This window comes from Sulfuricystis multivorans, from assembly GCF_003966565.1.
Classification (GTDB): domain Bacteria; phylum Pseudomonadota; class Gammaproteobacteria; order Burkholderiales; family Rhodocyclaceae; genus Sulfuricystis; species Sulfuricystis multivorans.
The window spans coordinates 1,243,440-1,264,728 of sequence record NZ_AP018718.1 but is presented as its reverse complement, the minus strand read 5'-3'; the positions used below and the strand labels follow the sequence as shown (position 1 = coordinate 1,264,728).

General features: G+C 63.4%; 16 protein-coding genes. 14 read left to right on the top strand and 2 right to left on the bottom strand.

What is annotated here, in order from left to right:
* Nucleotides 1–62: 62 nt before the first annotated feature.
* Nucleotides 63–464, top strand: a complete 402-nt coding sequence (locus tag EL335_RS06340; RefSeq protein ID WP_126445177.1) for a bacteriohemerythrin — start codon at nt 63–65, stop codon at nt 462–464.
* 33 nt (nt 465–497) lie between these two features.
* Here the strand turns inward: EL335_RS06340 and EL335_RS06335 are convergent, their stop codons facing one another.
* A complete protein-coding gene (locus EL335_RS06335) occupies nt 498–1,325 on the bottom strand; it encodes a class I SAM-dependent methyltransferase (protein ID WP_126445175.1) in 828 nt (275 codons plus the stop codon).
* Nucleotides 1,326–1,552: 227 nt separating this feature from the next.
* Here EL335_RS06335 and EL335_RS06330 point away from each other — a divergent pair, with 227 nt between their 5' ends.
* The 7 genes from EL335_RS06330 (at nt 1,553) to bcsS (ending at nt 10,566) form a co-directional block, all read left to right on the top strand.
* Nucleotides 1,553–4,249, top strand: a complete 2,697-nt coding sequence (locus EL335_RS06330) for a bifunctional acetate--CoA ligase family protein/GNAT family N-acetyltransferase (RefSeq protein WP_126445172.1) — start codon at nt 1,553–1,555, stop codon at nt 4,247–4,249.
* Between the two features lie 87 nt (nt 4,250–4,336).
* Nucleotides 4,337–5,458: a L,D-transpeptidase family protein gene (locus tag EL335_RS06325; protein WP_284155475.1), complete on the top strand. Its 1,122-nt coding sequence runs from the start codon at nt 4,337–4,339 to the stop codon at nt 5,456–5,458.
* A gap of 4 nt (nt 5,459–5,462) precedes the next feature.
* The gene (gene mepK / locus EL335_RS06320) at nt 5,463–6,017 is read left to right on the top strand and encodes a peptidoglycan L,D-endopeptidase MepK (RefSeq protein WP_126445168.1); all 555 of its coding nucleotides are present in this window, start codon (nt 5,463–5,465) and stop codon (nt 6,015–6,017) included.
* Entirely contained in the window at nt 5,986–6,591 is a 606-nt protein-coding gene (locus tag EL335_RS06315) for a DNA-3-methyladenine glycosylase I (protein WP_126445166.1), read from the top strand. Before mepK ends, EL335_RS06315 begins: the two co-directional genes overlap by 32 nt.
* 170 nt (nt 6,592–6,761) lie before the next feature.
* On the top strand, nt 6,762–7,598 hold the full coding sequence (locus tag EL335_RS06310) for a hypothetical protein (RefSeq protein ID WP_126445164.1): 837 nt from the start codon (nt 6,762–6,764) through the stop codon (nt 7,596–7,598).
* Nucleotides 7,595–9,862: a glycosyltransferase gene (locus EL335_RS06305; RefSeq protein WP_126445162.1), complete on the top strand. Its 2,268-nt coding sequence runs from the start codon at nt 7,595–7,597 to the stop codon at nt 9,860–9,862. The genes EL335_RS06310 and EL335_RS06305 overlap by 4 nt, the downstream gene beginning before the upstream one ends.
* Nucleotides 9,862–10,566, top strand: coding sequence for a cellulose biosynthesis protein BcsS (gene bcsS / locus EL335_RS06300; protein WP_126445160.1), 705 nt, complete (start codon nt 9,862–9,864; stop codon nt 10,564–10,566). The genes EL335_RS06305 and bcsS overlap by 1 nt, the downstream gene beginning before the upstream one ends.
* An 87-nt stretch (nt 10,567–10,653) precedes the next feature.
* Here bcsS and clpB read toward each other — a convergent pair whose 3' ends face one another.
* Nucleotides 10,654–13,236: an ATP-dependent chaperone ClpB gene (gene clpB / locus EL335_RS06295; RefSeq protein WP_126445158.1), complete on the bottom strand. Its 2,583-nt coding sequence runs from the start codon at nt 13,234–13,236 to the stop codon at nt 10,654–10,656.
* Nucleotides 13,237–13,491: 255 nt separating this feature from the next.
* On the opposite strand from clpB, the gene EL335_RS06290 reads away from it, so the two are divergent.
* The 6 genes from EL335_RS06290 (at nt 13,492) to EL335_RS06265 (ending at nt 21,267) form a co-directional block, all read left to right on the top strand.
* Nucleotides 13,492–14,949, top strand: a complete 1,458-nt coding sequence (locus tag EL335_RS06290; RefSeq protein WP_172600044.1) for an HD domain-containing phosphohydrolase — start codon at nt 13,492–13,494, stop codon at nt 14,947–14,949.
* Between the two features lie 53 nt (nt 14,950–15,002).
* Nucleotides 15,003–18,320: an ATP-binding protein gene (locus tag EL335_RS06285; RefSeq protein WP_126445154.1), complete on the top strand. Its 3,318-nt coding sequence runs from the start codon at nt 15,003–15,005 to the stop codon at nt 18,318–18,320.
* Nucleotides 18,317–19,384: a response regulator gene (locus EL335_RS06280; protein ID WP_126445152.1), complete on the top strand. Its 1,068-nt coding sequence runs from the start codon at nt 18,317–18,319 to the stop codon at nt 19,382–19,384. The genes EL335_RS06285 and EL335_RS06280 overlap by 4 nt, the downstream gene beginning before the upstream one ends.
* Nucleotides 19,381–20,574, top strand: coding sequence for an EAL domain-containing response regulator (locus tag EL335_RS06275; protein ID WP_126445150.1), 1,194 nt, complete (start codon nt 19,381–19,383; stop codon nt 20,572–20,574). The genes EL335_RS06280 and EL335_RS06275 overlap by 4 nt, the downstream gene beginning before the upstream one ends.
* A gap of 109 nt (nt 20,575–20,683) precedes the next feature.
* A complete protein-coding gene (locus EL335_RS06270; protein ID WP_126445148.1) occupies nt 20,684–20,896 on the top strand; it encodes an AbrB/MazE/SpoVT family DNA-binding domain-containing protein in 213 nt (70 codons plus the stop codon).
* A complete protein-coding gene (locus EL335_RS06265; RefSeq protein ID WP_126445146.1) occupies nt 20,896–21,267 on the top strand; it encodes a type II toxin-antitoxin system VapC family toxin in 372 nt (123 codons plus the stop codon). Before EL335_RS06270 ends, EL335_RS06265 begins: the two co-directional genes overlap by 1 nt.
* The last annotated feature ends 22 nt before the right edge of the window (nt 21,268–21,289 follow it).

The following is a 21,289-nucleotide window of genomic DNA, read 5'->3' as shown; positions in this document are numbered from 1 at the left end:
TCGATTTGCATGTTCATCATTGCTATGCTCATAGAGACGGCAACTTCGTTGGGAGAGACATCATGAAAGGCATTACCTGGAGCAAGACACTGAGCATTGGCGTCGAGGAAGTGGATGAGGATCACCGCAAACTGGTCGATATTTTCAACACCCTCAACCACGCCGTCAAAGACCGAGATGCACCGGAATATCTAACCGCGGTGCTCGACGAGTTGGTCAACTGTACCGTCTGGCACTTCAGCCACGAGGAACGCCTGATGCTCAAGTATCAGTACAAGGACATGGAGGCGCACAAGGCCGAGCACCGGGAACTGATCGAAACCGTCAAGGAACTGCAGCAGGAGCTGTTGCAGGGCGGCGGTGAGATGACGGAACGGCACATCGAAATCCTCGAACGTTGGCTGACGGAGCACATCCTCACCACCGACATGCGGCTGGGCGCCTATCTGGCCAACGTGATGTAGGAAAAACCCCTGCGACGCTCGCGCGCGTGAATCTCAAGGCAGGAAGAAGCGCTCGGAAAGTTCTGTTTCTAGCCCAAGAAAAGCGAGGATTTCCCTGAGCCGCGCACCGCGGTGACGCGCCGGCTGTCCGGTGCGCCGGGCGACGATCAGCTCGTTCTTCAGCGAGTGTTCCCAGCCGACCAGTTCGGTCACGCTTACCTGGTAGCCATGCGCCTCGAGCTGCAGGCAGCGCAGCACGTTGGTGACGAGGTTGCCGAATTCGCGCGTGTGAAGCGGATGGCGCCACAGTTCCGCGAGCGGATTGGCGAGCGCCCGGCTCTTGTGTTTCCTCAACAGCGCGGCGACCTCGGCCTGGCAGCAGGGCACCAGCACGACGAATCGGGCCTGGCGCTTCAACGCGAAGCGGATCGCGTCGTCGGTCGCGGTGTCACAGGCATGCAGCGCGGTGACGATGTCGATGTACTGTGGCAGTTCGGGACACGAATCCGCATTCGCGGCATCCAGCGCATGGAACTGCATGCCGGCAAACCCCAGCCGGGCAGCAAGCGCACGAGATTTTTCGACCAGCTCGCGGCGCGCCTCGATGCCATGCACCGTGGCGGCGCCCCGGCCGTCCTTGAAAAACAGGTCGTGGAGCAGGAAACCGAGGTAGGATTTGCCGGCGCCGAAATCGACCAGATTCACCTCCGGTTGCCGGGCGGCGGTTTCCTGGATCAGCGGCTCGATGAAACCGATCAGATGATAGACCTGCTTGAGCTTGCGCCGGCTGTCCTGATTGAGCTGCCCATCACGCGTCAGAATGTGCAATTCTTTCAACAGATCGGTTGATTGACCGGGGCGAATGGCATGTTTTTCTTGCATCTGGGCTCGCTGTTGGTGTTATCCTGCTGCACTGCAACATCAGTGCAACTTCCGAGGGACCGACCCAAAGTCTAACAGGCCGTTGAAAAACGTCACGAGGATGGCCAGATGCAAGGCGCACGGAGCGCAGCGACCGAGACATATCAATAAGATAGGCGAGGGAGCGAGCACCGCGCAACGCCGCAGATGGCCACCGCAGTAGTTTTTCAACAGCCTGCTAACCCCCTATGAACGACGAAAAACATTATCTCACCCCCCTCTTCGAGCCCCAATCCATCGCCATCGTCGGCGCTTCGGAAACACCGGGATCTGTCGGCTCCACGCTGGTGCGCAACATCATCGACGGCGGCTATACCGGCAAGCTCTACTTCGTCAATCCGCGCCACGAGTTCGTCTATGGCCAGAAGGCCTACGATTCGGTCGAGAGCATTCCGCAGCGTCTCGATCTCGCGGTGATCTGCACCAAGGCCGAGACGGTGCCAATGATCGTCGAAGCCTGCGGCCGCGCTGGCACCCGGCACGCGATCATCATCTCCGGCGGTTTCGCCGAGATGGGCCCGCGCGGCGAGAAACTGCTGCGCGCCACGCTCGATTCCGCGCACCGCCATCGCTTGCGCCTGCTGGGGCCCAACTGTCTCGGCATCATGCGGCCGGGCAGCCATCTCAACGCCACGTTCGCCAACGGAAGCGCGCATCCTGGCACGATCGCCCTGATTTCCCAATCCGGTGCCTTATGCACCGCGATCCTCGACTGGGCGCTGCCGAACAAAGTGGGCTTTTCGAACGTCGTCTCGCTCGGTGCCGAAAGCGACATCGATTTCGGCGAAGTGCTCGACTACATGGTCGCCGATCCGCGCACCGAGAGCATCTTCCTCTACATCGAAGGCATCAAGAACGCGCGCCGCTTCATGAGCGCGCTGCGTGCCGCGGCGCGCGCCAAGCCGGTATTGCTGATCAAGGTCGGGCGCCATCCGGCCGGGCGTCAGGCGGCGCTGTCGCACACCGGCGCGCTGGTCGGCGCCGACGATGTATTCGATGCCGCAGTGCGCCGCGCCGGCGTGGTGCGACTGGGCAAGGTCGGTCAGATGTATGCGGCCGCGCAGGCGCTGTTTTCGCATTTCCGGCCGCGCGGCAATCGGCTGATGATCGTCACCAACGGCGGTGGGCCCGGCGTGATGGCCGCCGACTACGCTGCCGACATCGGCATCCCGCTTGCCGAAATCGGCAGCGCGACACGTGAAAGACTCGATGCCCTGCTGCCGCCGACCTGGTCGAAAGGCAATCCCATCGACATCGTCGGCGATGCGACACCGGAACGCTATGCGGCGGCGCTCGATGTCTGCCTTGCGGACGACGACGTCGATGGGGTGCTGGTGATCCTCACGCCGCAGGCGATGACCGATCCGACCCAGTCGGCCCGCGCCATGATCGAAGCCTCGAAAAAATCCGACAAGCCGGTGGTCACCTGCTGGATGGGCGGCGAGCAGGTCTATGAGGCGCGCCTGCTGCTGCGGGGCGCCGGTATCCCGACCTTTCACACCCCGGAACCGGCGGTCGAGCTGTTCTCGCACATCTCGAACTATTACCGCAACCAGCAGCTGTTGATGCAGGCACCGGCTTCGATCGCCGATCACGTCGCACCCCGGCTCGAGTCCGCCCGACTGGTGATCGAAACGGCGCTATCCGAAGGGCGCAAGGTGCTCAATGAGATGGAATCGAAGGCGCTTCTCGCCGCCTTCCGCATCCCGATCGCGCAGACCGTCATCGCCCGCTCGCCCTCCGAGGCGATGGTGCTCGCCGAGGAAATCGGCTTGCCCGTGGTGATGAAGGTGGATTCGCCGCAGATCGCCAGCAAGAGCGACTCAGGCGGGGTGCGGCTGAATCTGAACAGCCTTGCCGCAGTGCGCGATGCCTACACCGAGATCATCGAGGAAGTGAAGAAACACCGTCCCGATGCGGTCATCCACGGCATCGCGATCGAGCCGATGATCCAGAAGGCCAATGGACGCGAACTCGTCGTCGGCATGACGCGCGACCAGATTTTCGGTCCGACCATCGTCTTCGGCACCCCAGACAGCGATGTCCGCAGCGATGCCCTTTGCGCGCAACGCGCCGTCGCGTTGCCGCCGCTGAACAAGTTCCTCGTCGACGACATGCTCGCCTCGACGCGCATCGCCGCCCGCCTGGGCGAATACCGCAACATGCCGCCCGTCAACATCGAGGCGCTCGAAGCCGTGCTGCTGCGCGTTTCCGAAATGGTCTGCGAACTGCCGTGGATCCGCGAGATGGACATCAACCCACTGATCGTCGACGAATACGGCGCGGTGGCCGTCGATGCCCGCATCGTGATCGAGAATCTGCCGCTCACCGCGGGTCGCTACGACCACATGGCGATCCATCCTTATCCTTCGCACCTGATCACCGAGTATCAGACCCCGGACGGTCAAGTGGTGACGATCCGGCCGATCCGGCCCGAGGATGCCGACATGGAACAGGAATTCGTGCGCAATCTGTCGCCACAAACCAAGTACTACCGCTTCATGAACACGCTGAAGGAACTCTCGCCGGCGCAGCTGGTGCGCCTGACGCAAATCGATTACGATCGCGAGATGGCCTTCGTCGCGATCACCCAGATCGATGGCAAGGAAACCGAAGTCGGCGTCGCCCGCTATGCGACGAATCCGGACGGTGAATCCTGCGAGTTCGCGATCGTCGTCGCCGACGCCTGGCAGGGCAAGGGCCTGGCGCGCCGACTGATGGGCGTGCTGATCGACACCGCGCGTTCGCGCGGCATCAAGTACATGAACGGCGATTTCCTCGTCGAAAACCGGCGCATGATCCAGTTCGTCACCAGCCTCGGCTTCGTGCTCTCGCCCCATCCCGAAGATCCGGGACTGAAACGCGGCGTGCTGACGCTCAACTGACCGATGCTGCCGTCCCACCAGCGCCGACTTTTCGAGGCGAGACGGCGCCCGGCGGGACGCTCTTTTTCCCGCCAGCGCCGACTTCGCATGGCCGCTCGGCTGCTGGTGTGGCTGGCCGGACTGCTGTTGCAAACCCTGGCCTTGGCGCATCCGCTGCAGGGCGGGCTCGAAACCGCCCTGGCGCATTACCGACAACTGGCCGCCGATCCGGCCATCCAGGCCGCCTGGAGCGAGCCGCTGCCACCCTTGGGTGCCCGCAAACTGGAACCCGGGAAACCCTGGGCAGGCCTGCCGCTATTGGCGCGGAGGCTCACCGCTCTCGGAGACCTCTCGCCCGCCACACCGCCGCCCGCCCGCTACGAAGGCGAGCTCATCGATGCCGTCAAGGCATTCCAGCGCCGTCACGGCCTGGAGGCGGACGGTGTGATCGGCAAGCACACCCTCGCGGCGCTGAACATTCCGCCGGCGACGCGGCTGAAACAGATCGAACTCAATCTCGATCGCCTGCGGCAGCTGCCCTTCGCCTCCCGCCATCTGCTCGTCAATGTGCCGGAATTCGTCCTGCGCGCCTACGCCGGCGACGAAGAGAAGCTGCGCATCAGGATCATCGTCGGCAGCGCGCACAACCACACGCCCACGCCACTGTTCGTCGAGGAAATGCGCTACCTCGAATTCAGCCCCTACTGGAACGTGCCGCCCTCGATCGCACGCAAGGAACTGGTGCCACTGCTGCGCCGCGACCCTGGCTATTTCACTGCGGAAGGTTTCGAATTCCACGACGGTCGGCGGGAAACCTCTGCCGCACTGACGGAAGAAAGCCTCGACGCCGTGTTGCAAGGCCGGCTGCAATTGCGACAACGGCCTGGCCCGAAAAACGCATTGGGCGGGGTCAAATTCGTATTTCCGAACCGTGACAACATCTACATGCATTACACGCCGGCGCTGCGCCTGTTCGCGAAGGCGCGGCGCGATTTCAGCCACGGCTGCATCCGGGTCGAAGACCCGGTTGCCCTGGTCCGCTTCGTCCTGAACGACGATCCGGCCTGGCCCAAGGAAGGCATCCTCGCAGCGATGCAATCCGGTCAGACGCGCATCGTGAGGCTACCGGAACCCGTGCCGGTGATCATCACCTACTTGACCGCTGTTGCCGACGGCCCGGAAAAGGTCTCGTTCTTCCCGGACATCTACGAGTTGGACGGGTTAAAATGATTTTATGAATCAGCGCATTCCTCCACGCCGTGGTTTCTTGCGCACCTCCGCCCGTCTAGTGATCGGCGGCGCGATGCTCCCCTTCGCCAGCCGTGCACTCGCCTCGCTGCCCAACGCCCGCAGCCTCGCGTTCCGTCACACGCACACCGGCGAGCATCTCTCGGTGGTCTATGCGGTCGATGACCGCTATCTGCCCGGCGCGTTGACCGCGCTGAATCATTTCTTGCGCGACCACTACACCGGCGCAGTCGGTTCAATCGACCCGCAGCTCTTCGACCTGCTGTTCCATCTGCAACGCGAGCTCACCTGCAGCGAGCCCTTCCATGTCATTTCCGGCTATCGCTGTCCGGAAACCAACGCAAAACTGAAAGCCACACGCGGCGGTGGTGTCGCCCGCCACAGCCTGCACATGGACGGCAAGGCGATCGACATCCGTCTGCCCGGCGTGCCACTCGGCGATCTACGCGAGGCAGCCATCGGACTCAGGCAAGGCGGCGTCGGCTACTACCCGCGCGAGCAGTTCGTCCATGTCGATACCGGGCGAGTGCGTTACTGGTGAGTCTGCGGTAATCCGCTGCCCCTGGTGCGGCACCGATCCGCTCTATATCACCTATCATGACACCGAGTGGGGCGTGCCCTGTCGCGACGAGCGGCGGCTGTTCGAATTCCTGATCCTCGAAGGCATGCAGGCGGGTCTGTCTTGGCTCACGATCCTGAGGAAACGCGAAAACTTCCGTCGCGCCTTCTCTGGCTTCGACCCCGGAAAAATCGCCCGCTATGGGGATCGTGACGTCGCCCGGCTGCTCGCCGATCCCGGCATCGTCAGGAACCGTCTGAAAATCGACGCGGCGATCGGCAATGCGCGCGCGACGCTGGCACTCCATGAAGCCGGCGGCAGCTTGGCAAGCCTGCTCTGGCAGCATGTCGAAGGCAAGCCGGTCATCAACCGCTGGCGCACTGCCGACGAAGTGCCGGTCTTCACGCCAACCGCCCAAGCGCTGTCGAAGGCGCTTTCTCAGCGGGGTTTTCGCTTCGTCGGCCCGACGATCGTCTATGCGCTGATGCAGGCGACGGGTCTGGTCAATGACCACCTCGTCTCTTGCCCTGTCCATCCCGACCACCGAACTGTCTAAATTTCGACAGGAGTTGTCGAAATCGTCATGCTTGATATATGTCGGTGGCTGCGCACCAAACACCATGCATCTGGCCATCCTCGTGACGTTTCTCAACGGCCTGTTAACTCGCCCCAATTCGACAGAAAAGAAACGGTTATACGAACATCTGACCCTCTAAATGAATTGGCATGGCTTTTGCTTTATCTATTAGCGCAAACTTTTTTGGAGTAAGGCAAATGAAATCTCTAGGATATTGGAATAAGCTCATTTTCCTTTCTTTACTGGTTGTTGCGACCAAAGCCGCTGCCACGCCTTTCTATCTCCATGACTTCCAATGGGACATCGGTGCGAGTGTGCCCGGTTGGTCGGCAGGAACGATCCAGAGTGCCCCCAACCCTGATTACGGCGGCTGGAGGCGTTTCCTCGGCGAATTTTCCAATGCAGGAACGACGCTTTCGCTCTCCGGCCTGCCATCCCATGATGCCGTCACCTTGAGTTTCGATCTTTACCTGCTGCGTTCTTGGGATGGCGAAGCCAGCGATTACGGCCGCGACCAATTCGGTGTGCGTGCCGACTCGTCACTGCTGTTCCGCGAATCTTTCAGCAATGGCCACCCTGCAGGCCAGTCCTATTGTCCGGGCGGCGTTTCCCCTTGCAGCCCGATGACCGGTGCTGTCGAGAGATATTCCTTGGGTTATAAATTCGGATATTGGGATGTGGATGCGAACAAGACCGCCGAGGAAGTCATGGATGCCGTCTATCGATTGACCTTCGATTTTTCTCATACGGCAGACAGTCTGATCCTGACATTTTTTGGAGAGGGGCTGCAAGGTATGACACCGGATTACCTCGATGAATCATGGGGTCTCGACAATGTCAGAGTCACCTTGCATACGATTCCCGAGCCCTCGGTTTTGGCCCTGCTCTTGATCGCCTTGACTTTTCTGTGGGCGGCCCGGCCCGGGCGCATCGGGGAAACCGTCATTGTTAGTCTTACCAAACCCAAGACCTTGCCTCATCGATGAATTCGGACGAACGTTCCTTAGAAGAAAAAGACGAAAGAACGAGCGCTCGCCACCGTTCCGACTCGGAAAGCTCAACAGGGCCGAGCACGGAACGAATCGAATACGAAAGCCTGGGCGGATTTGCGTCGCTGATCGCCCTAACATTCGTCGGCGTCAGCATCTGGTATCTGACCTGGCGGCTCGGCACCTTCAACGAGCAGGCCTTGGGATTTTCCCTCCTGCTCTATGGTGCCGAGCTCTATGGGACACTCACAGCCCTACTGCATCTGTTCATGACCTGGCGGCTGCGCATACGCGTTGCGCCTCCGCCACCCGCCGGACTCAAGGTCGATGTCTTCATTCCCACCTACAACGAGTCGGTGGAACTGGTGCGCAATACGCTCATTGCCGCCACCCACATGGATTACCCGCACGAGACCTGGCTGCTCGACGATGGCAACCGCCCTGAAATGGCGGCCTTGGCCAAGGAATTCGGCATCCGCTATCTCGCCCGGCAAGAGAACACGGATGCGAAGGCCGGGAATTTGAACAATGCCTTGCGTCACAGCAAAGCGGATTTCATCGCCATTTTCGATTGCGACCATGCCCCGCACAAATCTTTCCTGACCAGGACTCTCGGCTATTTCCGGGACGAAAAAGTCGCCTTCGTTCAAACGCCGCAAGACTTCTTCAATCTGGACTCCTATCAGCATCGCTGGTCGCCCAATCGCAAGCTGGTGTGGACCGAGCAATCGCTGTTCTTTCGCGTCATCCAGCGGGGCAAAGACTACTGGAATGCTGCGTTCTTTTGTGGCAGCTGCGCGGTCATCCGGCGCTCGGCGCTGGACGCCATCGGCGGTTTTGCCACCGGGTCGGTGACCGAGGATTTGCACACCTCGATCCGCATGCACAAAGCGGGTTACCAATCCGTTTATCACCCTGAATCTCTCGCATTCGGCCTTGCGCCCAACGGCGTCATGCCTTTCCTGAAACAGCGCATCCGCTGGGGGCAGGGCGCGATGCAGGTTTGGCGACAAGAGGGCGTCGTCTTCGCGCGCGGCTTGACGCTCGCCCAGCGGATCAACTACTTCGCCTCGATGGCGACCTATTTCGACGGCTGGCAGAAGGCGATTTTTTACATTGCCCCGGTCATCGTCCTCTTCACCGGCACGATGCCGATCAATGCGCTCGGCGCGGAGTTCCTCTGGCATTTCCTCCCCTACTATTTGTTGAATTTCTGGGTGTTCGAAGAAGTCGGGCGGGGCTTCGGCAATACGCTGTATATCGAACAGTACAACATGGGCCGCTTCGCGGGATTCGCCTGGGCCACCTTGGGACTGTTCAGGAAACGGCTCTCCTTCATCGTCACGCCCAAGGAAATTCCGCCGCGCCAGGAGTCGCTACGGTTGCTGATGCCGCAGATCGTCATCCTCGTGTTCAATGCCACGGCCATCCCGGTTGGGATAGCCCTGTTCCTTTATTGGCGGCATCTTCCCATCTCCGGTGTCGTCGCGAACGTCATCTGGGCCGCCGTCAACCTGTCGCTGGCATTGGGGATCGTGCTGTTTTCCTTGCGTCAATCGCAATTTCGCCGCAAGGAATATCGTTTTCCGATTCCATTGCCCGCACTCGTCACACTGGCGGATGGGACGTCACGCTACATGACGGTCGACAACATTTCCTCGAACGGTTGCAAGCTGTATGGCGCATTCATCGAGCCACCGCAAGTCGGCGACTTGGTGCGTGGCATCATCTTCCTCCCGGCGGGAAGAATTCCATTCATCGGCGAAGTCACCGCTCAAATCGAGGCCGGCGACGAGGAAGAGCGGTTCGTCAAAGCCATCGGTTGTCGCTTCGTCGTGCAGGACTGGCTCTACCGAGACCAGTTGAAACTCTTCCTGTATGGCTCGGATCTGCAATGGCAATTGCTGTCGCTGACCGAGCGCATCCCGACCCCAAGCGAATGGATCGCCCAAAAAATGGGTCTTCTCCCCTCTTCTTCGCAATTCATGCCCAAGAACTGGGCGGCTATGCTTTATAGAATTGCTGGCGAAAAAAATCCGCATGAGGTAGGACTGGTCACGATGACCAATGATCGTCGCCCCGAAGCCGTTTTGGTTTTCAGAGCCCTCCCCAAAGGAGCGATGATCGACGGTCGCTTTTTCACCCGGCGGCAAGCCGGCGATTTCGTCGTGCAGGCAGGAGAGGAAAGAGCGCTACAAAGCCCGCTCTCCCCGATGTATCTTTATCAAGTGAGCCCCGTGGCCGTGAGCCATGTTGACTGATGCAGCCCCTATCTTTCCATAACCGATTCGTGCGCCTCGTGCCGGCCGTTTGCCTGTTCTTCTCATCCTGGGCCGGCGCGCAGCAGGGGTTGGGATTGGCTGGCTTCGAGATCGCCAACCACAATAGTTACCTCTATTTGGGGGGCATTCAATCCGCGAGCGCTTCGCTCGGTAGCGGGCTCGCCTATCGGACATGGCTCGATGCCGGCACCTATCGATATGAAAAATCCGGCACGCAGATCGATGCGCGATACTGGCGAGCCTCCGCGGCGGCCGGCTATCAAAACGCCGGAGAACGAGGCTGGTGGGCCGGTTATCTCGGTGCCGGATATCAACAGACCTCATTGTCTCCGGATGATCCGGAAAATGCCAGCCGCGGCGGGAAAATCAAACCCTTCCTCCAATTGGAGGGTGAAACCCAACTCGCGCCGACTTTGACCGCGAATCTGGCATCCAGCTACACCTTTGGCAGCAATGCCTACTGGCTGCGCGGGCGCGTATTCAAATCTCTCTACGCCTCACGCCGCGTCGGCGCCGAGATGATCCTGCATGGCGATCCCGATTATCAAGCAACGCAAATCGGCGGACTCTTCGTCGTTCCACTCGACCGCAACGTCATGACCATCATCAAGGCAGGCATCCGCACCGGCAGCGGAACCTCCTCGACGCCATACGGCGGGCTCGAATTCACCAAGCCATTCTGAATCACCGCTCGAGGCAATGCTGATGCAGGCGACGGGTCTGGTCAATGACCATCTCGTCGCCTGCCATCGGCACGCAGCGCTATGCGATCAGGCCTTGCCGAACGTCAGCTGACCGTTGTGCGCATCGACGCGGATGCGATCCTTGGCGGCGAACTTGCCTTCGAGGATCAGCTTGGCGAGCGGATTCTCGATGCGCTCCTGGATCGCGCGCTTCAAGGGCCGCGCGCCGAACACCGGATCGAAGCCGGCCTTGGCCAGCTCCTTGAGCGCCGCGTCGGTCACTTCGAGGCTCATCTCCAGCCGCGCCAGGCGCTTTTCGAGATAACCGAGCTGGATCTTCGCGATGCCGGCGATGTGCTTCTCATCCAGCGGATGGAAGACGACGATCTCGTCGATGCGGTTGACGAATTCGGGACGGAAATGGGTCTTCACCTCGGCCATCACGGCGAGCTTGATCACCTGATAGTCGTCGCCGGCCATCTGCTGGATCATCTGGCTGCCCAGGTTCGAGGTCATCACGATCACCGTGTTCTTGAAGTCGACGGTGCGGCCCTGGCCGTCGGTCATGCGGCCATCGTCGAGCACCTGCAGCAGCACGTTGAACACGTCCGGATGCGCCTTCTCGACCTCGTCGAAGAGGATCACGCTGTAAGGCTTCCTGCGCACCTGCTCGGTCAGATAGCCACCCTCCTCATAGCCGACATAACCGGGCGGCGCGCCAATGAGCCGCGCGACCGAGTGCTTTTCCATGAACTCGCTCATGTCGATGCGGATCAGGTGCTCCTCGGAATCGAACAGGAATTCGGCCAGCGCCTTGCTAAGCTCCGTCTTGCCGACACCGGTGGGCCCGAGGAACAGGAAGGAACCATACGGCCGGCTTTCTTCCGAGAGTCCCGCGCGTGAGCGGCGGATCGCGTCGGAAACCAGCCGCACCGCCTCGTCCTGGCCGACGACGCGCTCGTGCAGCTTCTCTTCCATGTGCAAGAGCTTGTCGCGCTCGCCCTGCATCATCTTGGCCACCGGAATGCCGGTCGCGCGCGAGACGACCTCGGCGATCTCCTCGGCACCGACCTGGGTGCGCAAAAGCTTCCGCGGTGCCGTCTCGGCAGCGCCGAGTTTTTCCGCGGCCTTCAATTGCGCTTCCAGCTGCGGCAGCTTGCCGTATTGCAGCTCGGCGAGCTTGTCGTATTGACCCTTGCGTTGCAGGTCGGCGATCTCTCCCCGGATGCGATCGATCTCTTCCTTGATGTGCTGGGTGCCCTGCACCTGCGCCTTTTCGGCCTTCCAGATCTCTTCGAGGTCGGAATATTCCTTCTCGAGCTTCTTGATCTCTTCTTCGATCAGCGCCAGCCGTTTCTGCGAAGCCTCATCCTTCTCCTTCTTCACCGCCTCGCGCTCGATCTTGAGCTGAATCAGCCGCCGGTCGAGCTTGTCCATCGCCTCGGGCTTCGAGTCGATCTCCATCTTGATGCGCGCCGCCGCCTCGTCGATCAAATCGATCGCCTTGTCCGGCAGAAAGCGGTCGGTGATGTAGCGGTGGGAGAGCTCCGCCGCGGCGACGATCGCCGGGTCGGTGATCTCGACGCCGTGGTGGATTTCGTATTTCTCCTGAAGCCCCCGCAGGATCGCGATCGTCGCCTCGACCGAGGGCTCCTCGACCAGCACCTTCTGGAAGCGGCGCTCGAGGGCCGCATCCTTCTCGATGTATTTGCGGTATTCGTCCAAGGTCGTCGCGCCGATGCAGTGCAGCTCGCCTCTGGCCAGCGCGGGCTTCAACATGTTGCCGGCATCGATCGCGCCCTCCGCCTTGCCGGCGCCGACCATCGTGTGGATCTCGTCGATGAACAGGATGATGCGCCCCTCTTCCTGGGCGATCTCCTTCAGCACCGCTTTCAGGCGCTCCTCGAACTCGCCGCGGTATTTCGCGCCGGCCAGCAAGGCCGCCATGTCGAGCGACAGCACCTTCTTGTCGCGTAAGGTCTCCGGCACCTCGCCATTGACGATGCGCTGCGCCAGCCCCTCGACGATCGCCGTCTTGCCCACGCCGGGCTCGCCGATCAGCACCGGGTTGTTCTTGGTGCGGCGTTGCAGGATCTGGATCACGCGCCGAATCTCGTCGTCGCGGCCGATCACCGGATCGAGCTTGCCGGCGCGGGCGCGCTCGGTCAGATCCAGCGTGTATTTCTTGAGCGCCTCGCGGCTGCCTTCGGCTTCCGGATTGTTCACGGTCTGTCCTCCACGAATGGCACGGATCGCCTCTTCGAGCGCGCGGCGCTCCGCGCCGTGTTGTTTGAACAAACGCCCCGTCTCGCCCTTGTCCTCGAAGAGCGCGAGCAAGAACATCTCCGAGGCGATGAACTGGTCGCCGGCCTTTTGCGCCTCGCGATCGGTGAGATTGAGCAGGTTGGAAAGATCGCGGCCGATCGTCACCTCGCCGCCGTGGCCCTGCACCTGCGGCAGACGGTCGATCGCCGCATCGAGCGCCTTCCTGAGTCCGCCGACATTGACGCCGGCGCGCGACAGCAGCGAGCTGGTCGAGCCGTCCTCCTGGTTGAGCAAGGCCAGCAACAGATGCTGCGGCTCGATGATCTGGTTGTCGTGGCCGATCGCGATGCTCTGGGCATCACTGATCGCTTGTTGGAACTTGGTGGTGAATTTGTCGAAGCGCATGGCTCGTCTCCAAAAATGGCACTACGCGTAACATTGGGATATGCGAACGCATTTCAAGCGGCCGCGGCAGGAACCGCAACAGATCGATCATTGTCAAAAAATGCTCGTTATCGCGACCAGGTTTGCATCTTGACCGATGCCATTTTCGAACGAGGGTTGCGATCGAGCACCATCACCGAAAGAGAGGCGCGCATGTCCTCAGCTAGCCAACAAGAAAACCAACCCGCCCTTGCCGGCCCTCTGGAAGGCATCCCCATGAGTCCCGACATCTGGCACAGGATGTGTGATGCGATCGAGGATCCGATCTTCTTGCATGACCCCGATTACCGGGTGCGGTTCGCCAACCACGCCTATTTCAAGGCGGCGGGGATGACGCCGGCGGAGGCCGTCGGCAAGTTCTACTGGGAGGTTTTTCCGCGTGGCGACGGGCCCCTGCCCGGTTGTCGCGCGACGCACGAAGGCGGACGTCCCGAAAGCAGCGAGGAATTCACCGCCGGAGAACGCCGCTTTCTCTCGCGCGGCTTCGAGCTGCGCGACGCGCAAGGCACTGCGCAGTATTCGCTGCATGTGTTGCGCGACATCACCGCGCAACGGCAGGCCGAAGACCATGTGGCACGCATCCAGCGCCTCTACCGCACCATCAGCCGCTGCAACCAGGTGCTGGTGCGCGCCGAGGACGAGCTGGCGCTTTCCGGCGAGATGTGCCGCGTGCTGGTCGAGCACGGCGAATTCAAGTCTGCCTGCGCAATGCTCGGCCCGCGCGCCGGACACGTGGTGCCGGCCGGCTGGGCGGGACTGAACGTGGAAGAAGCGCGCCTCGTCGCCGAAGTGGGCGCACAGCGCGCGGAGTCGATCGAACGGGACATCCTCGGTCAGGGTCGTCCCGACCTCCGGCGGCTGGAGGACGAGAACGATCCGCTCCTCATCGAAACCATGACGCGACTGGGGGTCGCGGCTTCCGCCGCGCTGCCGTTCGCCGCGAACGGCGATCGGCTGGGTGTGCTCTGGGTCGGCAGCGAACGGGCCGATTGCTTTGCCGAGGACGTCATAGACCTGCTGACGGAGCTGGTCGGCGATCTCGCCTACGGCATCACCAATCTGCGCGGTCGCGCCGAGCGCCTGGGCATCCTGGAAAAGCTCGACCACAGCCTCGACCATGCGGTCGCCGCGATCGCCGCCACGGTGGAAATGCGCGACCCTTACACCGCCGGCCATCAGCGCCGCGTGGCCCAGCTGGCGGCAGCCATTGCCACCGAGATGGGATTGCCCGGGGAGCAGGTGGATGGGCTGCGCATGGCCGGCATCGTGCACGATATCGGCAAGGTGCGCGTGCCGGCCGAGATACTGGCCAGTCCGGCCAAGCTGTCGGACGCCGAATTCGCGATCATCCGCACCCATCCGCTGTCGGGCTGGGAAATCCTCAAGGTCATCGACTTTCCCTGGCCGGTGGCGGAGATCGTCCATCAGCACCACGAGCGGCTGGACGGCTCGGGCTACCCGCGCGGTCTGAAGGGCGAGGAGATCCTCCTCGAAGCACGCATCCTCGCGGTGGCCGACGTCGTCGAAGCGATGGCCACGCACCGCCCTTACCGTCCGGGCTTCGGCGTGTTCCCGGCCTTGCAGGAGGTGACCCGGAACAAGGGCCGCTTCTTTGATCCGGCCGTGGTCGAAGCCTGTTTGCGCCTGTTCATGGAGCGCGGCTATGAGCTATAGTCCCGGCTCATACACAACCATAGAGGATGGTTTCGTCGAGGGTTTCACATGTCATGGCGAGCGCACGTTTCCTGAAGCAGCAACTCTTCTTGCCCCTGCTGGTCCTGATCGTGGGGCTGGCCGCCACCGTCGTGCTGTTCCTGCGCGCGCAGGCCTGGGTCGAGGAAACGCTCGACGAGGAATTGCGCCACGAGGCCGGCCAGCTCGCCGCGCGGATGCAGCAGCAGTTCGCATTGCAGGAAGAAACGCTGCGCGGTCTGGCCGGCTTGTTCGTCACCTCGGATGAGGTGACCCGGCGCGATTTCCGCGCCTATGTCGCTCGCCTCGACCTCGCCGAGCGCTTTCCGGCGGCGGTCGAATACCGCTACGCGCGCCATCTGCGCGCGCAAGAGCTTCCTGGCTGGCAGCGGCAGGTGGCGGCCTCGCTGGCCGAGGTGGGCGAGAAGCCTTTCCAGCCTGCGCCCAAGCCGGCCGGCGAACGCGCGGAATACCTGCTGGTGGAATATGTCTATCCGTTCAATCCGGCCGCCCTCGGCCTCGATCTCTTGCCAGGCCCGCGGCGCAAGGCCATCGCCCAGCTCGAAGCCAGGGCAGAGCTCGCGCTGAGCGAGCGGCTCGCCAACGAATACCCGCAAGCGCCGCACTACTCGCTGATGGCGCGTCTGCCGGGCAAATCCGAGGAAATCCTTCCCGGCACCGTGGCGCTGATCTTCCGCCCCGACCGGCTGATCCAGACCATCGCCGCGTCGAGCGATGCCGGGCTGGATCTGGAGCTCTACGACCGGCCGGCAACGGCGCCGCTCGGCGGCGCGATCCCGCCGGTCTTCGACACCCACGCAGAAGAAGATGCGCCCCATGCCGCCCAGCATCTACCCTTGCAGGCGCGGTTGCCGATCAAGGTCGCCGACGCCGAATGGACGCTGGTGGTCACTGCGCTGCCCAACTGGGAACCAGCGGTGCAGGACCGCTGGTTCCCCATCGCAGTGGGTGCGGCGGGCGTCGTGCTCACGCTGCTGCTCGCTCTCGCGGCCAGGTTGCTGTTGCTGCGCTGGCAGAGTGCCGAAGCGAATTTGCAAATGAGCCGGGACGATCTGCTGCGCGCTCAGGCAGTCGCCAAGATCGGCAGCTGGCATCTGGATGGCCCCAGCGGCCATCTCTTCTGGTCGCCGCAAACTTTCAGGATATTCGGTTTGCCCGAAGGAACGCCCCTCGACTATCCACGCTTCCTCGCCTGCGTGCATCCGGAAGACCGCGGCCTGGTCGATGCCGCCTGGCAGGCGGCCCTGAAGGGTGCGCCCTATTGCATCGAACATCGCATCGTGGTCGATGGCGTGACGCAGTGGGTCGAGGAGCGGGCGGAACTCCTCTTCGACGAAAACGGCAAATTCCTCGCCGCCCACGGCACGGTGCGCGACATCACCGCACAGAAGGAAGCCGAGGAAGCCCTGCGCCGGCTCAACGCCGAGCTGGAGCAGCGCGTCGTCGAGCGCACCCGCCAATTGGAAGAACTGCTCGTCCAGCGCCAGGACTTTCTGGCCACGATGAGCCACGAGATCCGCACGCCGCTCACGGGTCTCTTGGGCATGCTGGAGCTCCTTTCGCTCTCCCCGCTGCCGGACGAGGAACGCCACCAGCTGGCGATCGCGCGCGAATCGGGCAAGGCGCTCTCGCGCATCATCGACGACATCCTCGACTACTCGAAGATCGGGGCCGGCCGGCTCACGCTCTCGCCCGAGCCCGAAGACCTGCCGGCGCTGATCGATGGCGTGCGCGACGCCCATCTGGCCACGGCCAGCGCCAAGGGCATCTCGCTGATGAGTTTCGTCGATCCGCGCCTGCCGCGCGCGCTGGTGATGGACGGCCTGCGCGTGCGCCAGATTCTGCAGAACTTCGTCTCCAACGCGCTCAAATTCACCGCCGAAGGTTATGTCGAGCTGCGCGCCGACTGGCTGGGCCAGCAGGACGGCCAGGTCACGCTCAAGCTCTCGGTGCGCGATACCGGCATCGGCATCGCGCCCGAAGTGCAGAAACAGCTGTTCGAGCGCTACAGCCAGGCCGACCACACCGTGGCGCGGCGCTATGGCGGCACCGGCCTGGGGCTGGCGATCTGCAAGCGGCTCGCCGAATTGATGGGCGGCGAGATCGGCGTCGAATCGGCACCGGCGCGCGGCAGCTCCTTTTTCGTCACCTTGACCCTCCCGGTGGCCGAGACTGCGCCGCCCCCGCCCGCCACCGCCAGCGTGGCCTTGCGCCAGCTCGACGGCGGCGGACGGCCGGTGCTGGTGGCCGACGACCATCCCACCAACCGCGCGCTGATCGCGCGCCAGCTGGCGCTGCTGGGCCTGCCGGTGGAACTGGCCGAGAACGGCAACCAGGCGCTGGCGAAATGGAAACACGGCGACTACTGCCTGATCGTGACCGACGTGCACATGCCGGTGATGGACGGGTTCGAGCTCGCGCAGGCGGTGCGTGAGATCGAGCGCCAGGAAGGCCGCAAACCGACACCGATCATCGCCTGGACCGCCGCCGCGATGGGCGAAGAAGTGGCCCGCTGCCGCGCTGCCGGCATGGACGACGTGCTGGTGAAGCCCACAGAACTGGTCACGCTGCGCACGGTGCTGGCGCGCTGGCTGCCGTTCGCCGCCGACAACGGCGCGCCCATCCCCATCGATCCTGGCATGGTGCTCGACCGCGCGGTACTCGGTCAACTCGCCGAAGGCGCCGAGGAGGAACGGCTGATCCTCGCCGATTTCGTCAACCAAACCCGCCGCGATCTCGCCGAGCTGGAAGCGGCGCTCGCGCGTGACGATGCGGCGGCCGCCACGCGCGAAGCCCACCGCATCAAAGGCGCGGCGAAGATGGTCGGCGCGCTGCGCCTGGCCGCGCGTGCCGCGCGCGCCGAGGAAGCCGCCCGCCGTCATGACCTCGCCCAAGCCGCCGAGCGGCTGCGCGAGATCGAGGCGGACCTGGCCGAGCTGGAAGCCAGCGCGGGGCTTGCCGCCCCGCCGGCGGCGGAGCCGGCCAATCCCGATGCGCCGCCGGTGTTCGACCCGGCGGTGCTCGCCGACATGGTGGGCGATTCACAAAAGTTGCAGCACGAGCTGATCGACAGCTTCTTTGTCCATGCCGATGCGCCGCTCGCCGAGATTCGCGCGGCCTACGAAAGACGCGCGGCGCGCGATCTCGCCCGCGCCGCCCACAAGCTCAAGTCCTCCGCCCGCGCGATCGGCGCGCAGGAACTGGCCGCCTTGCTCGCCGCGCTCGAAGCCGCCGGCAACAACATCGACTGGGAAGCGGCCGCGCGCGGCTATCACCAACTCGATGAGGCCTGGGCGCGGCTGGTGGCCCGGCTGCAAGGAGCGCACGAATGACCGCCTCGCTCGCCTGGCTGTTCGCCGATGCCGATGCGATCGAGGAAGTACGCGCGCTGGCCGAGGGCAGTGGATTCCGCATCGAAGCCTTCACGGATGGGGCGAGGGCCGCCAAACGCTATGCGCAGGCGCCACCGGCGCTCTTGCTGTTCGCCCATGTCGACCTCGCGCTGGCCGAGCGCGCGTTTCTGGAGCTCTTTCGCACTGCACCCGGTTTTGCCGGCGGCGATCATCCGTCGATCCTGCTCTGCAGGGGGCAGGACGCGGACCTGGCCTACGATCTGGTCAGGCGCGGCGTGTTCGACGATTATGTGGTGTTCCGGCCGCTCTACGATCCGCACCGGCTGGCCATCAGCATCCGCCATCTGACCGGCGCACGGCGCGGCGAGGATCAGGCGGCGGCCGCGCGCCGGCAACTCGCCGCTGCACAAACAGGCGCTTCAGCGCTGCACGGCGCGTTGACGCGGCAGGCGCAAGCCAGTGAAGCGGTGGCCGCCGATCTGGCCGCCGCACGCCAGCGGCTGGTCGCGGCCGCACCGGAACTGCATCCAGTGATCGAGGCGGCCTGCTCGCCGGCCGAACGGCGACTGGTGGCCAGCTCGGCCGAGGCACGCAACACCGCCGCCGCAGTGGCGCCACAACTGAGTCAGGCGGCTGCCTGGCTGGCGCAGCAGCCGCAGCGGCTGGTGGTCGTCGATGACGATCCGGTCTATCTGAAAGTGCTCGCCTCGATGCTGGAATCCGCCGGCTACGAAGTGCGCGCCTTTACCGATCCGCAGGGCGCGCTGGTGGCGCTGCCGCGCCTCAAGCCCGACGCCGTGCTGGTCGATGTGGAGATGCCGGGCATCGGCGGTCTGGAACTGATCGCGGCGGCCAAGCGCGTGCCGGCGCTCGCTGGCATTCCCTATCTGGTCATCACCGGCCATGCCGACGCCGAAACGGTGCGTGCCGCGGCGCAACACGGCGTGGCCGGCTTCATCGTCAAACCCGGCCAGCGCGCAGCGGTGCTGAGCAAGCTGCGGGAGGCGCTGCCGCCGCCCATGCCGCCGGAGATTGCGCCATGAACCGCCTCTCTTCCATCCTGATCGTCGAAGACCACGACTTCCAGCGCCGTATCCTCGCCCGGCTGCTCACCGCGTTGGGCGCGCAAAACGTGCTCGAAGCGGCCAACGGCCAGGCGGCGCTGGAACTGCTGGACGCCGGCCATGCGCCCGAGCTGGTGATCTGCGATCTCGACATGCCTGAGATGGACGGCATGGCCTTCATCCGTCATCTGGGCGAGCGGCTGCCCGACGTGCCGGTGATCATCGCCAGCGCGCTGGACCCGGCGCTGTTGGGCTCGGTGGCGAAGATGGCCGATGCCTACGGCGTGCGCCTGTTGGGCGTGCTGGAAAAGCCGGTCACGCGCGTGCATCTGGCGCAACTCTTGGCGGTGCGCGAACAGCCGCGGCCGCGCCGTGCCGCGCCGCCAGCACCGAGTTTCGCACTGGCCGAGATCGAGGCCGGCATCGCCAATGGCGAATTCGTGCCCTTCTTCCAGCCCAAAGTGGACATGAAGACCGGCGCCGTGGTGGGCGCGGAAGCCTTGGCGCGCTGGCGACATCGGGAAAAAGGCATCGTCTCGCCCTACGGCTTCATCCTCACGCTCGAGCAGGCCGGCAAGATCGATGCGCTGACCTTCGCGATGCTGGAGCAGACCGCCCATGCGGCGCGGCGCTTCAAGGAGGCCGGGCTGGAGCTTGTACTGTCGGTAAACCTCTCCACTGCCTGCCTCGACGACGTGACGCTGGCCGACCGGGTGCTTGCGACCGTCACCGGCTGCGGCCTGGAGCCGGAGCAGATGGTGCTGGAAGTGACCGAGACCGCGGCGATGACGGCGCTGGCGCCGGCGCTGGAGAACCTCACCCGGCTGCGCATGAAGGGTTTTGGCCTGTCGATCGACGATTACGGCACCGGCTTTGCCAGCCTCGCGCAACTGGCGCGGGTGCCGTTCACGGAACTGAAGATCGATCAGGGCTTCGTCACCGGCTGCGGCGAGCATCCGACCGCGCACGTGATCGTCGAGGCGAGCCTCGCGCTCGCGCATGGTCTCAAGCTCAAGGCCGTGGCCGAAGGCGTGGAGACGCAAGGCGACTGGGATGCGCTCGCCACGATGGGCTGCGACATCGCACAGGGCTATTTCATCGCCCGGCCGCTGGATGAGGCGGCGTTCGTCGCGTTCTGCCGCTCGCGCGGCGTGCAGCGAAGCGCATGAGCGGGCAGGTTATTTTTTTAGGGATTTGTCGGCGGTTTTCAGCCGGCAGGCGGGCTTGCTATACTTTTACCAATCTGTGATCGATCAACACAAGGTAAAGAGTAAAGCCATGGCCGCGACCGCCACCTTATCCAGCAAATATCAAATCTCCGTCCCCAAGGCCATCCGTGACGATCTGCACTGGGAGGCCGGACAGGAGTTCGTCTTCATTCCCAAGGGCAAAGGCGTGCTGCTCATGCCGGTGCCCGAACTGGAGCAGCTCGCCGGTCTGGCGCAAGGCGCCAACACCGAAGGCTACCGCGACCGGCAAGACCGCTTCTGATGCGGGTCATCGACACTTCGGTCTGGATCGAATGGCTGGTAGGCAGCCCGTTGCGCGACCGCCTGGCGCAGGAAATTCCCGACCGGACGCAATGCATCGTGCCCACCATCGTGCAACTGGAACTGGCGAAATGGCTCGTCAGGGAGGTTGGCGAAGAAGCCGCCGACCAGATGATCGCCTACACGCAAAAATGCATCGTCGTGGCGCTCGACACGCGCCTCGCGCTCCAGGCCGCCGACCTGCATCGCCAATACAAACTGGCGACGGCCGATGCCGTGGTGTATGCGACCGCCCGCGAATCAGGGGTGGACTTGCTCACCTGCGATACCCACTTCGAAAATCTTCCGGGCGTGATCCTCATCAGGAAATGAGCGCGGGTGAGCCGCCGGCGCA

Bases quoted from the DNA above. Each gene is read 5' to 3' on its own strand.
- EL335_RS06305 (WP_126445162.1), top strand. From the start codon at position 7,595: ATGAATTCGGACGAACGTTCCTTAGAAGAAAAAGACGAAAGAACGAGC.
- EL335_RS06330 (WP_126445172.1), top strand. From the start codon at position 1,553: ATGAACGACGAAAAACATTATCTCACCCCCCTCTTCGAGCCCCAATCC.
- EL335_RS06310 (WP_126445164.1), top strand. From the start codon at position 6,762: ATGGCTTTTGCTTTATCTATTAGCGCAAACTTTTTTGGAGTAAGGCAA.
- clpB (WP_126445158.1), bottom strand. From the start codon at position 13,236: ATGCGCTTCGACAAATTCACCACCAAGTTCCAACAAGCGATCAGTGAT.
- EL335_RS06325 (WP_284155475.1), top strand. From the start codon at position 4,337: ATGGCCGCTCGGCTGCTGGTGTGGCTGGCCGGACTGCTGTTGCAAACC.
- EL335_RS06315 (WP_126445166.1), top strand. From the start codon at position 5,986: ATGTCGATACCGGGCGAGTGCGTTACTGGTGAGTCTGCGGTAATCCGC.
- EL335_RS06340 (WP_126445177.1), top strand. From the start codon at position 63: ATGAAAGGCATTACCTGGAGCAAGACACTGAGCATTGGCGTCGAGGAA.
- EL335_RS06275 (WP_126445150.1), top strand. From the start codon at position 19,381: ATGAACCGCCTCTCTTCCATCCTGATCGTCGAAGACCACGACTTCCAG.
- EL335_RS06270 (WP_126445148.1), top strand. From the start codon at position 20,684: ATGGCCGCGACCGCCACCTTATCCAGCAAATATCAAATCTCCGTCCCC.
- EL335_RS06285 (WP_126445154.1), top strand. From the start codon at position 15,003: ATGGCGAGCGCACGTTTCCTGAAGCAGCAACTCTTCTTGCCCCTGCTG.
- EL335_RS06280 (WP_126445152.1), top strand. From the start codon at position 18,317: ATGACCGCCTCGCTCGCCTGGCTGTTCGCCGATGCCGATGCGATCGAG.
- EL335_RS06335 (WP_126445175.1), bottom strand. From the start codon at position 1,325: ATGCAAGAAAAACATGCCATTCGCCCCGGTCAATCAACCGATCTGTTG.
- EL335_RS06290 (WP_172600044.1), top strand. From the start codon at position 13,492: ATGAGTCCCGACATCTGGCACAGGATGTGTGATGCGATCGAGGATCCG.
- mepK (WP_126445168.1), top strand. From the start codon at position 5,463: ATGAATCAGCGCATTCCTCCACGCCGTGGTTTCTTGCGCACCTCCGCC.
- EL335_RS06265 (WP_126445146.1), top strand. From the start codon at position 20,896: ATGCGGGTCATCGACACTTCGGTCTGGATCGAATGGCTGGTAGGCAGC.
- bcsS (WP_126445160.1), top strand. From the start codon at position 9,862: ATGCAGCCCCTATCTTTCCATAACCGATTCGTGCGCCTCGTGCCGGCC.